Consider the following 12,308-nt stretch of genomic DNA (forward strand, 5'->3'; position numbering starts at 1 on the left):
GACCATGTCATCACCCAAGACCCATGCGGCAGCCGCCGAGGAGTTTTTAAAAGACGAGGCGCGAACCCTCTGGCACGACGAGACCCTTTGGCATGTGCGCCAAAAAAGAGATACTGCCGCCCAAAAGCTCCCGGAATGGGAAACCCTTCGCAACCAAGCCTCCCAAATCAAAGATTACGTCCTTTCCCATTTGGACGAGCTGTTGGTTCAGTTTGAGAAAAATGCCCTTGCCAATGGTGTTGAAGTCCTTTGGGCAAAGGATGGGAAGGAACACAACGAACATGTGTACCGGATCCTGCAGGAAAACCACGTGAAAAAACTCGTAAAAAGTAAGTCTATACTTACGGAGGAATGTGGGTTGAACCACTTCTTGGAAGAGAAGGGGTATGACGTGGTCGATACGGATTTGGGCGAGCGGATTATTCAATTCAACCATCAGGTACCCAGCCACATCGTAATGCCTGCGATACACCTGAAAAAAAAGGAAATAGGGGAAATATTCCACAAGCACCTAGGTACCAAAGAAGGGGCTGACGACCCCGGATACCTCACAGAAGCTGCACGCATTCACCTTCGTGAAAAATTCATCCAAGCAAATGCCGCCATCACAGGCGTCAATTTTGGCATTGCCGAAACGGGTGGCTTCGTGGTTTGTACCAATGAAGGGAATGCCGACATGGGCACCCACTTGGCCGATATTCACATTGCTTGCATGGGGATAGAGAAGCTGATCCCACGGGCAGCTGATCTTGGGGTGTTCCTGCGTTTGCTGGCCCGAAGTGCCACTGGGCAGAGCATTACCAACTATTCCTCGCACTTTCACCGGCCCAGTCCCGGGAAGAAAATGTACCTGATCTTGGTTGATAACGGCCGTACGACCCAACTTGGCCGTGAGGACTTCAGAAACTCCCTGAAGTGCATACGATGTGGCGCCTGCATGAACACCTGCCCCATTTACCGAAGGAGTAGTGGATTCAGCTACGGATCTACTGTGCCCGGACCCATCGGCTCCATTCTTTCGCCTGGAATAGACCTGAATAAATACAGCACCCTTCCCTTTGCCTCCACACTCTGCGGTTCCTGCTCCGAAGTATGTCCTGTCAAGATCAATATCCACGAACAACTGTACAAATGGCGTCAGGTCATAGCAAAAGAAGGCAACCCTCAGCTGGCAAAAAAATGGTCCATGAAGCTTGCCGGCAAGGTTTTGGGCAATCCGGCTTGGTATAATTTTATGGGTAAGACTGCCCGTACCATGCTAAAGATCACACCCGACAGCTTGATCTATTCCAAAGTAAACGCTTGGGGCAAAAAGCGGGATCTTCCCGAAGTTCCAAAAGAAAGTTTCAAGGAGTGGTACCAAAAGAACAGAAAAAATGAGTAGCAGAGATCAAATACTTTCCGATGCGAAAGCCAAGAAGCCGGCAGCGACCCTGCTGCCCGGGCATCTTTCCTTTCAATCTCCTCCGAAGGATGTTTTGGTTGAAAAATTCCAGGAGGCCAGCCGCTTAAACGGAGGCAAAACCATCGTGGTCAAAGACCGGACAGAGGTCGCCGGTTATCTCGCCGATCATTTGCAAAAAAACCTGCCGATCGTCTCCACGGTACCTGAAGTACATGGAAACGTAGATTTGCTTGCCATAACCGATCCCCATGAGTTGGAAACGGTGGAACTGGCGGTGCTGGAGGGAACCTGGTCTGCCGCGGAGAATGCGGCAATATGGATGCCCGAGGAGAACTTGGTGCATAGGGTGCTACCCTTCATTGCACAGCACCTCGCCGTCGTGATTTCCAGTAGTCACCTGCTGGGGGATATGCATGCGGTATACGCAAAAATCCAGGTAGACGCTCCGGGTTACGGTGTGTTTATTGCCGGCCCCTCTAAGACTGCCGATATTGAGCAATCTTTGGTGATCGGTGCCCACGGTCCGCGCAGCATGACCGTTTTTTTGGTTCATGATGCTTAGATCTTAACTGCCAGCCATCCAGTTTTCTCCAATGGTGCGTATCCCGTCTGCTTATTGTGTGTCGGAGCCGCATCGCCGGAATTGTCTGCAAGCTGAGCTTGAGTAGATAAAAGGTTGAAAGCCTTTGCCTTTCGATCCTCGTCAGGGGTATAATTGAGGTTTTATGGAGTATTGTGGTATAGCGTATAAACCATAAGACCCCATGAAGACATGTCCAATCATCGCCTGCCTCCTGCTCTGCTCAAGCGTCTCGCTTTTTGGCCGGCAACATCCCGACAATAGACCGGGATTTCTTATTCATCCCTATTTACAGTACAGTACAGTACACAAACGGAAATGACCATCCTATGGGAAACCACCCATGCGGCTTCCAGCATGGTAGCGTTCGGTCCCTCCGAATTCAACACCGGAAAGGCGGTTTTATCCCAACGGATCCAAGACACCGGTATGAAGTACATGCACGAACTTACCCTTGGATCCCTGAGTCCGGAAACCAATTATTTCTATCAGGTTTTATCCGTCACCGAAGCTGGGGATACCATACAGAGTGATGTTATTCCATTTCAAACGGCAGTAAAAGAAGATACACCTTTTGCATTCACCGTGTTTTCTGATTCCCAAAACAATCCGACTGTATGGTCCAAGATCACCGGAAACGCCAATGAAGAACGACCGAACTTTGCGGTGCATGCGGGAGACTTGGTTGGACTTGGGTACCGCAAGAGCGAATGGGTCAACGAGTTTTTTGCCCCGGCAAAGCATTTTATGAAGCAAATTCCAATTTTCTCCACCCTGGGAAATCACGAACATGACGCCTCCTACTACTATCAATATATGAAGAACCCCGAGCCGGAGCATTATTATACCTTCCGATACGGCAATGCAGCTTTTTTTATGATTGACACAGACCAATACCAAGAGCCGGGGACCGCTATGTATCATTGGTTAGAGCGGGCATTGGCGGAGTCCACCGCCACTTGGAAGTTTGTCGTGCAGCACCATCCTCCCTACTCCTCCGAAGAAAACGACTACGGCAATACGCTCTTTGAAAGCTCCCTGCAGGGAGACGACGAGGCTCGCTTCCTTGTCCCTCTCTATGAAAAGTATGGCGTTGATATGGTGTTTTCGGGACACCTGCACATGTACGAGCGAACATGGCCTATTCTGGATGGTAAGGTTGTAGAACGGGATGGTGTTCGGTATTATATACTTGGGGGATCAGGAGGGGGGTTGGAAAAGGCGGCACCAAACCGGGTTTGGTTTACAAACAAAGTGCGCACCCTGCACCATTATGCCTACATTGCAATCAACGGTGATCACTTGCAATATCATGCGATAGATTTGGAAGGCAACTTATTTGATCATTTTAGCCTAACCGGGCCACGACCCAAAAAGTCTCCTTCCCAACTCGTACCGACGACTCCAGTACCGCTATCAAACCAACGAAAATTTACCGATGGGCTGCTAGTCGAGCTGGAAACCGCTTCCCCACAAGATGATATCTTCTATACCTTGGACGGCTCCGCTCCAAACCGCAAATCAAACAAATATACCGCCCCAATTGAACTCAAAGAAAACTCCGAACTAAATGCCGTCGCATATAATAAAAACGGCGTAGGGCCACAGGGGAGCTTTGTTTTCAAAAAAACACCCCTATACCCGGCCGTAAAAAACGCCCAAGGGAAGTCCGGTGCCGACTATATCTACTACACGGGAAAACTAAAGGATCCAACCAAGCCGCTTGCTGACCAGCTCGAAATAGCCGGACAGGGTACTATTCCAAAGCTCGACTGGAATCTAGTTCCCCATAAGAGCTATGATTGGGGTACGGAAATCAGGGGATACATCGAAGTCCCGGAATCGGGGCGTTATGTGTTCGGCGGCCATGCCTATCAACTGTTTACATTTTACCTGCACGATGAACTGCTGCTCAGCGAATACAATCGGGAAGTTAGCGTAACTGAAGAAATTTACTTAGAAGCAGGCTTGCATCCATTCCGGCTTGTTTACCACCTACCAGACAGGTACGACACCTATGGGCGATTTGACGTAGTGACTCCCAGTGGGAAGAAAATTCCTGTTTCACAATTAAACGTTTTTGCAGAAAAATAATACTCGATGGAGAGAATCGAACCCAAGGGTGTCTTTTCAGAGAAAATCAAGACAAATAGGTATGTTCCAGCTTTTAAAAATTTTATGATTTTTAACAAAAAATACCCCGATCACGGTATTTTTTATGCGAAATCAATCGCCTACCTTTACGTCGGGTGATTAAGCAACTTTTCAAACTGACTGTTTTTAAATGATTAAATCGGGGGTTAGTGTTTCGAATATTTTTTAACCCCCATTTTTTTACATTTATCAAGGTTTTATGGCACTAATGAGGATGCTATTGCAGGACTTCCCCTATCAAGCAAACGTATTTTTAGGTTACTTTTGCCCTGATGTCAAATAAGCAGCCTTTCTTCAGACCTCCGGGCCTTCTAGTGGGGATCATTCTTGTTGCCTCTACCCTGAGACCCACCATTACTTCGGTTGGACCGTTGATTCCAATGATCCGGTCAGATCTTGGATTGTCCAATGGTCTAGCAGGCTTTTTAACAACCCTGCCTCTCATCACCTTCGCTACTTTTTCGCTGTTCTCTGCATCTATTGGACGTTTTTTGGGCTATGCAAGGGCCATTCTGGTAGGGATGGTTCTTTTAGCTATCGGTCTTATGATCCGTGTCCTAGGTGGCTCCTTTCTTCTCTTTCTGGGCACTGGACTCACAGGTGTAGGCATCGTGATCTGTAATGTATTGCTCATCCCGCTCGTCAAAGTGAGAATGCCCGGCAAAGTAGGGAAGATCACCGGTGTATACGCTACCGTGATGACCATGGTAGCCGCGATCGCATCAGCGGTGACAGTCCCATTGGCAGTAGATTTGGGTCTAAACTGGCGTGGATCCCTATTATTCTGGATAGTGCTTCTGATAATAGCCATAATCTGTTGGATACCACAGGTAATGCCAGATAAAACCAGCCGGGCAGATGATACCACAGTACATCCGGTCAACGTTTGGAAATCCAAACTTGCCTGGCAGGTTAGCCTTTTTATGGGCGTACAATCGTTGCTCTTTTTTACGCTTGTTGCGTGGCTTCCAGATCTGTTTATCAGCAGGGGTGTCAGCCCGATCAATGCCGGCTTTATCATGTCTCTGATGCAGCTTTCTGCCCTGATCGGTACTTTTTTGGCACCAATAATAGCCGTCAAGTTCAACGAACAATCACATATGATCCTAGGGTTGGCCGCCTGTTACCTCCTGGGGTATGGATCGCTGTTTTCTGGAGACCTCCTATGGAATATATCCGGGATTTGCCTGGCCGGTCTATGCATGGGTGCCAGTTTGAGTATGGCCTATACGCTTATCTCCCTGCGGTCAGGGGATGATCGTACCACGGCCGCACTCTCTGGAATGGCCCAATCAACTGGATACTACCTAGCAGCCCTAGGACCCGTTTTGTTTGGTATGGCCTTGGACAGATGGCAAAACTGGGATCATTTGATCTATCTACTGTTGATTACCTCGCTGTTCTTTGCCGGATTCGGTTATTTTGCGGGAAAGAATAGAGTGGTTTAGTTGCTATTCAATACCTTTGTGGTATCATTCCCCTGCCGACATGCAAGAATACGTAGCGAATTTTGGGATTTCAGAGCAGGTGTTCACCTATGTGATCATGCCATTGCTCATTTTTCTGGCTAGGATAGGCGATGTGTCCATCAACACCCTACGGATTGTCTTTGTCATGTCCGGCAAGAAATACATCGCTCCGCTGATGGGTTTTTTCGAGGCCCTGATCTGGTTACTTGCCATAGGCCAGATATTCCAAAATATCAACAACCCCCTATCCTACATTGCCTACTCCGGGGGATTTGCCATGGGAATCTGGGTCGGCATGACCATAGAAGAAAAGTTGGCGCTGGGAAGGGTACTGGTTCGGGTAATCACCCCGGAACCCATGCCTGAATTGGTCGAGTACATGAAGGAAAAAAACTATCGATTCACCATAGTGGGCGCTGAGGGCAGGTATGGCCGGGTACAGTTACTGTTTACTGTCCTGAAGCGGGAAAAACTCAAGGATTTTATCGCCAGGGTAAAGACTGTCAACCCAAAAGCATTTTACACCATAGAGAGTGTAAAACGGATTAGCGAGGATGATTTTGCCATCACCGAGGATCGCCCCAACTTTGCGACCCGATTATTTGGAAAAATCAGAAAGTGACCCGTCTATTCCCATTCTATTTTGCCCAAATTTCCCATATTTCGGATAATCCAGGTTTGCCGCCCGCGGATATAATCGGTAGGCTGGGCTGGACTCCATCGGCGGGGATTTGGCAAGACAGCAGCTATCAGCGCGGCCTCGTGTCTACTTAGGTCCTTGGCAGGTTTTTTGAAAAAACGCCGCGCTGCTTCCTCCACTCCATAGATTCCGTCTCCCGTTTCGATCACGTTAAGGTAGACCTCGATAATACGCCTTTTCCCCCAGCCATATTCTATCAGAATCGAAAAATACGCCTCAAGTCCTTTTCTGACCAGATTTCGGCCGGGCCACAAAAATACGTTTTTCGCCGTCTGATTTGTAATAGTGCTGCCCCCTCGAAAACGCTTCCCCGATGCGATTTCCTTTCGTGCCTCTTCGATTGCCTCCCAATCAAAACCCTTGTGGACAGGAAATTTCTGATCTTCGGCGGAGATGACCGCCAACACCATGTTTGGAGAGATATCCTCGTAGGCCACCCAGGACTTATGTATACCCACTGTCTTCTCCGGTTCAAAAAAGGATTCCACTACCCTAATTATCATCAGCGGCGTGATCCAGACTGGAACGAACCGGTACACAAACACCAACAACCAAGAAAAGACCAGCAAAGCCAATAGCAGTCGGAGCGTGTAAATCCCTATTTTCTGTATCACCTTCTTCATCACATTCAGGTACTTAACAGCAAAGTTCGCCTAAAATAACCTGTAAAACCAACCTGGGTTGGGCATAGTCCCTTAATCCTTCTATTTTTACGACACCGACTATACCCAAACACGCACCCCAACCATTGAACAGCATGGAATCCAGCCCCCAACTACCCATTCCTTTTTTACAATCATTGGAAAGAGCCTTGGGAAACGACGAAACAGCGGAGTTCATGCAGGCCTATCAGGAGGAGGCACCCACCTCCATTCGGCTGAATCCCTTCAAAAAGGGGGTTCACCTCGACGAATCTGCGAAAATACCTTGGTGTGACGAGGGGTATTACCTGGCTAACAGACCTTCGTTTACGCTCGACCCCCTTTTTCATGCCGGTACTTACTACGTGCAGGAAGCTTCTTCTACCTTTCTCTACCATGTATTATCCCATCTTGCTGTCCCTAAGGATGGGGTTTTTCTGGATCTTTGTGCCGCTCCCGGTGGAAAATCCACCCTTCTTTCATCCTACCTGGGCAACGAAGGACTGCTTGTGGCAAACGAGGTCATTTCAGCTAGAACACAGATACTAAAAGAAAATATCATTAAATGGGGACTAGGAAATACCATTGTCACCCAAAACGATGCGGGGCAATTTCAAGAGCTGGCAGGATTTTTTGACCTGGTGGTCATCGATGCGCCCTGTTCAGGCGAAGGAATGTTTAGAAAGGATCCCAAAGCGATTAAGGAGTGGTCACCCGAACATGTGGATCTGTGTGCAGGAAGACAGCAGCGGATTTTGGACCAGGCCGGTATACTTCCCAAAGCGGGTGGGTATTTGATGTATGCCACCTGTACCTTTAACCAAAAGGAAAATGAGCAAAATGTCCGGTTTTTGACCGAGGAATTTTCGTACGAACCGGTACGGATCCCTCTTGGATCAGACTGGGGGATCGTAGAAAGTGAAATAGCCTGTGATTCGGGCCTGTTTTATGGCTACCGCTTTTTCCCCCACCGCCTAAAAGGAGAGGGATTGTTTATCAGCATCTTGAGACGACCCGATACCTCGGTAACAACGACGCCAAAACTACATAAAGAATTTAGACACCCTCATTTAAAACGAGTCAGCGTACGTGACATTCCTTCCGAGTTATCGCATCAGGTCGAGAGGGTAAATGAGGAATCCCTGTATGCATTAGGTAGTGCCTACTTTCTGTTTCCTAAGAGATTCCAGGCAGAATTTGAATTCCTTGCCCAACACCTTAACCTTCGGTACATGGGAGTCTTTCTCGGTGAGGCCTCCAATGGGCAATGGATTCCAAGCCACGAATGGGCCATGTCCATTCTTCCCAAGGACTTGGTTGTCAAATGGGAGGTCAACCTAGACCATGCGCTGCAATTTCTCCGCAAGGAGCCAATTCCTATGGATGGCGCAGCCACTGGCTGGGTCTTGATCACCTATCAAGAATACCCGCTTGGATGGGTGAAAAACTTGGGCAACCGGATAAACAACTATTATCCAAAAGAATGGCGAGTTAGGATGAGTTAGTAGGCCTCGTCCTCTCCCTCCTTAAAACGGGACATGTCCACCACTTCGTCCTCCAAATAGTGTGGGTATATTTTTTGGTGGATTTTAAGAACTTCCGCAGTCAGTACCTTTCGGAATTCCTCTACGTTTAGGCCGGATTCTGCTGCCATAAAGACGGGTTTGATAGGGGATTTCTTTGCGTAACTTTGTTCCAATTTTTCGAAATCTATGTAGCCTGCCTCTTCCACCTCTATTTCACTCATCTCCATCATTTCCGCCTCCTCTGGCATTTTCGGCGCGATGTCTATCTTGTTGAATGCAAGAATGACCGGCTTGTCGCCTGCACCTAGCTCGTTGAGTGTTTGGTTCACAACATTGATCTGATCCTCAAAACTGGGGTGGGAAACATCCACCACATGCACCAGCAAATCCGCCTCTTTGATTTCCGCCAAGGTTGACTTAAAGGATTCGATAAGATGGGTGGGCAATTTACGGATAAAGCCAACCGTATCGGAAAGTAAAAAAGGAAAGTTATCAAGTACTACCTTACGGACCGTAGAATCCACGGTGGCAAAAAGCTTGTTTTCAGCCAATACATCCGCCTTGGTCATCAGGCGCATGAGTGTACTTTTTCCGACATTGGTGTAGCCTACCATGGCGACCCGGACGATCCCTTCGCGGCCTTTCCGCTGAGTAATTCCCTGTTTCTCTATCTTCTGGAGCTTCTCTTTTAGCAGGGTTATTTTCGCCCGAATATCCCTCTTGTCAGTTTCTATCTCCTTTTCACCGGCACCACCCCGGGTTGATGTCCCTCCTCGCTGTCGTTCCAAGTGCGTCCACATCCTTGTAAGGCGTGGTAGCAGGTATTGGAAACGGGCAAGTTCCACCTGGGTTTTCGCCTGGGCGGTTTGGGCTCGTTGCAAAAAAATATCCAGAATCAGCAGGGATCGATCATATACTTTGATCTTGAGCTCATTTTCCAGATTCCTCATTTGGGATGGTGACAGGTCATCATCGAAGATGACGATTTTCACGTCAAAAAACTCAATGTATGACTTGATCTCCTCCAGCTTTCCCGACCCAACGAAGGTCTTCACGTCGGGCTTTTCAAGGCGTTGGGTGAATCGGTGTACGGTCGTCGCACCCAAGGTTTCGGTAAGCAGCGCCAACTCATCCAAGTGGTCTTGGATCAGTCGATCAGTATCCTGCTGATGGATGAGAGCCACCAGTATCGCCTTTTCCTGCTCAGGAGCCGTATCGATCAATTTCTTTATCTTTCTAGTGTATTTACTCATGTATGTTCCTATTCGTTGACTCGCCCACCAAGATACAATAGGTCGATGTTCTTCTCCCAGTCTATCTAGTGCTAGGTAAAATCCGTCGATACCCTTTGTAGGGGACTACAAAAATCCCTCCATTGCTATTTTGACAGATTAAATTTAGCTAATTTTGACCAAAAGTACGGATAAAAAGCGGCTGATGTCCAAGTACAGCCTTGGAACACCGAAAATCTTGTCAGTTATCAGTCATTTAAACGCAATTTTCCATGGAGGTACGTGATACGCCTATCAAAGACGTTTTCGAGATTTATCCTAAAATATTCAGAGACGACCGGGGTTATTTTTTGGAAACCTACAAGCAGGATGTTTTTGAAAAGTACGGTCTGCCTACCGTTTGGATGCAGGACAACCAGTCTTTTTCTGAGCGGGACATTCTGAGGGGGCTTCATTTTCAGACAGGAGATTACGCGCAGGCTAAACTTGCACGTGTGATCGTCGGAAAGGTACTGGACGTCTGTGTGGACCTGCGAAAGGGATCTCCTACCTTTGGCCATTACCATGCGGTAGTGCTGGATGCAAACCTGCAAAATATGCTATACATCCCCAAGGGGTTTGCACATGGGTTTGCTGTGTGGGAGGATGCCATATTTTCCTACAAGTGCTCCAACCTCTACCACAAAGCTAGTGAGGGGGGAATTATTTGGGACGACAAAACATTAAACATCGAATGGGGGGTGTCAAATCCTGTGCTTTCCGAAAAAGACCTGGCATTACCCACCTTGGAAGAGTTTGAAAAAATGAGTGGAGGAGGACTTTGATGTCAATATTAAGTTTATTTAAAAAGAAAAAGACGAAAGAAGACCTTCACCTAGACCTCTCCTGGATGAAGGTAGATATGCATAGCCACCTAATTCCAGGCATAGATGATGGAGCCCAAACAATGGAGGATGCTATTGGTTTAGTAAGAAGGCTTAGTGATCTGGGGCTCGAAAAGCTTATTGTCACCCCCCACATCATGAGCGAGTTTTATAAAAACACACCTGAGATCATTGGAGAGGGACTGGAAATGCTTAAAAAAGAGATCAGCAAAGCAGGTATTCCCATACAGGTCGAAGCGGCCGCTGAGTATTACCTGGATGAGCTTTTCTACGACAAAATTCTGAAAAAAGATCCCCTGCTAACCTTTGGAAACAATATGGTTTTGGTGGAGACAGGTTTTATGAACAAGACGCATATTTTGGAAGATGCCCTTTTCAGGTTGGAAACTGCCGGCTACAAACCGGTGTATGCCCATCCGGAGCGGTATCTCTACCTGCACCAAAACCAAGCCCTATTGGACTCTTTGGCAGACCGAAACATTTTTTTCCAGCTCAATCTGCTGTCGTTGACCGGATACTATTCCAAACCTGTCAAAAAATTTGCCGAAAAATTGATAGATATGGGGTTGGTGAGGTTGGTAGGTACAGATTGTCATAATCAACGATACCTCGATGCCTTGGAACGTTTGCCCAGCGAGAAATACTATGAAAAGCTTATTTCGTTGCCATTGGTAAACAGTTCTCTATGAAGATACTGATCACGGGTATTACCGGACTCTTAGGAAGCTACCTAGCTAACCAACTCACAAAAGTGGGAACTGTGTACGGTTTTAGGAGGAGGGACAGCAACCTGCATCTATTGGGATCCATGGCTACCCAAATTGAGTGGCATGAGGGAGATCTAAATGATTTCCAATCGTTGGAAGAAGCGATCATTGGAAAAGATATGGTCGTACATGCAGCCGGCTTACTCCCCTACGCCTCGTCTAGTGAAGAAGATTTTCTCAAAGTCAATACGGAAGGAACAGCCAACCTGGTAAACGCCATGCTGTCATCCCAAGCTGGCCGGCTCGTTTATATCAGTTCAGCGACAGCCCTGGGAGTGGATCCGGATACCCAGCTCATCAATGAACAATACAAGTGGACCCCGTCTGAACTGAACTCGCCGCATGCCGTGTCCAAGCACCTTGCCGAACTGGAAGTATGGCGAGGGGCACAAGAGGGACTTAAAGTAATGGTTTTTAACCCAACCACCCTGCTTCCCAAGCTCACTGATTTGCGTTCCAGTGCCCATCTATACCGTCATTTGTCAGCTCCTACTTTTCGGATACCCAAAGGCAACATCAGCTATATCGATATTCGGGATGCCAGCGATGTGATCCTCCAAATGATCGAAAAAGCCCCATGGGATGCCAGGTATATTTTGAATAGTGAGAGCATATCTTTTGAATCGTTTACACATCAGTGGGGCAAAGCGATGAATGGCTACGGCAGCGAACCAATCCGGAGGCATATACTAAGGCCTTACTGGGAAAGGGTCTGGAACCCGTTTTCAAAATCAAAGGCATACGGCAGATTTGATGGCCTACAGAAGACGCTAGCCGATAGAACCATTGTATACGATAATGAAAAAGTCCAGCGACTTATTGGATTCGGGTATCGCCCTCTAAAGGAGACATTAACGTGGGCCTTGGGGAACAAAAGCAAAACGGTACCCGTTTAGTAAACCTTACAGACTTAGGAAATTTATTACCTAAAAAGCACGTGCTATCAAATA

The 12,308-nt window shown here is 47.6% G+C and carries 12 protein-coding genes; 10 read left to right on the forward strand and 2 right to left on the reverse strand.

Annotated elements, in window-relative coordinates; genetic code table 11:
* Positions 1–4 precede the first annotated feature (4 nt).
* From ADIS_RS01530 to ADIS_RS01550, 6 genes are all read left to right on the forward strand, one after another.
* Positions 5–1,384 (forward strand): lactate utilization protein B, encoded by a 1,380-nt coding sequence (locus ADIS_RS01530; protein ID WP_010852499.1) that lies wholly within the window; start codon positions 5–7, stop codon positions 1,382–1,384.
* Positions 1,377–1,967, forward strand: coding sequence for a LutC/YkgG family protein (locus ADIS_RS01535; RefSeq protein ID WP_010852500.1), 591 nt, complete (start codon positions 1,377–1,379; stop codon positions 1,965–1,967). Before ADIS_RS01530 ends, ADIS_RS01535 begins: the two co-directional genes overlap by 8 nt.
* Before the next feature lie 202 nt (positions 1,968–2,169).
* Positions 2,170–2,307, forward strand: coding sequence for a hypothetical protein (locus tag ADIS_RS22850; RefSeq protein WP_155907013.1), 138 nt, complete (start codon positions 2,170–2,172; stop codon positions 2,305–2,307).
* Positions 2,304–4,079 carry a metallophosphoesterase gene (locus ADIS_RS22125; RefSeq protein WP_010852501.1) on the forward strand — a complete coding sequence of 592 codons (1,776 nt, stop codon included), beginning with the start codon at positions 2,304–2,306 and terminating at the stop codon, positions 4,077–4,079. Before ADIS_RS22850 ends, ADIS_RS22125 begins: the two co-directional genes overlap by 4 nt.
* Before the next feature lie 332 nt (positions 4,080–4,411).
* Entirely contained in the window at positions 4,412–5,587 is a 1,176-nt protein-coding gene (locus ADIS_RS01545; RefSeq protein WP_010852503.1) for a CynX/NimT family MFS transporter, read from the forward strand.
* 40 nt (positions 5,588–5,627) lie between these two features.
* Positions 5,628–6,230: a DUF2179 domain-containing protein gene (locus ADIS_RS01550; protein ID WP_035804284.1), complete on the forward strand. Its 603-nt coding sequence runs from the start codon at positions 5,628–5,630 to the stop codon at positions 6,228–6,230.
* Between the two features lie 5 nt (positions 6,231–6,235).
* Here ADIS_RS01550 and mtgA read toward each other — a convergent pair whose 3' ends face one another.
* Entirely contained in the window at positions 6,236–6,931 is a 696-nt protein-coding gene (gene mtgA / locus ADIS_RS01555) for a monofunctional biosynthetic peptidoglycan transglycosylase (RefSeq protein ID WP_010852505.1), read from the reverse strand.
* Between the two features lie 134 nt (positions 6,932–7,065).
* On the opposite strand from mtgA, the gene ADIS_RS01560 reads away from it, so the two are divergent.
* Complete coding sequence (locus tag ADIS_RS01560) at positions 7,066–8,454, forward strand: methyltransferase RsmF C-terminal domain-like protein (protein ID WP_035804285.1); 1,389 nt, start codon at positions 7,066–7,068, stop codon at positions 8,452–8,454.
* On the opposite strand, the gene hflX is transcribed toward ADIS_RS01560, so the two are convergent.
* The gene (gene hflX, locus ADIS_RS01565; RefSeq protein WP_010852508.1) at positions 8,451–9,728 is read right to left on the reverse strand and encodes a GTPase HflX; all 1,278 of its coding nucleotides are present in this window, start codon (positions 9,726–9,728) and stop codon (positions 8,451–8,453) included. The two genes, ADIS_RS01560 and hflX, sit on opposite strands and share 4 nt — an antisense overlap.
* A 251-nt stretch (positions 9,729–9,979) precedes the next feature.
* Here hflX and rfbC point away from each other — a divergent pair, with 251 nt between their 5' ends.
* The 3 genes from rfbC to ADIS_RS01580 are packed head-to-tail and all read left to right on the forward strand — an operon-like array spanning position 9,980 to position 12,254.
* Positions 9,980–10,531 carry a dTDP-4-dehydrorhamnose 3,5-epimerase gene (gene rfbC, locus ADIS_RS01570; protein ID WP_010852509.1) on the forward strand — a complete coding sequence of 184 codons (552 nt, stop codon included), beginning with the start codon at positions 9,980–9,982 and terminating at the stop codon, positions 10,529–10,531.
* Complete coding sequence (locus ADIS_RS01575; protein ID WP_010852510.1) at positions 10,531–11,280, forward strand: tyrosine-protein phosphatase; 750 nt, start codon at positions 10,531–10,533, stop codon at positions 11,278–11,280. The genes rfbC and ADIS_RS01575 overlap by 1 nt, the downstream gene beginning before the upstream one ends.
* On the forward strand, positions 11,277–12,254 hold the full coding sequence (locus tag ADIS_RS01580) for an NAD-dependent epimerase/dehydratase family protein (RefSeq protein WP_010852511.1): 978 nt from the start codon (positions 11,277–11,279) through the stop codon (positions 12,252–12,254). Before ADIS_RS01575 ends, ADIS_RS01580 begins: the two co-directional genes overlap by 4 nt.
* Positions 12,255–12,308: the final 54 nt, after the last annotated feature.

The sequence above is a fragment of the Lunatimonas lonarensis genome, from assembly GCF_000390185.1.
Taxonomy (GTDB): Bacteria; Bacteroidota; Bacteroidia; order Cytophagales; family Cyclobacteriaceae; genus Lunatimonas; species Lunatimonas lonarensis.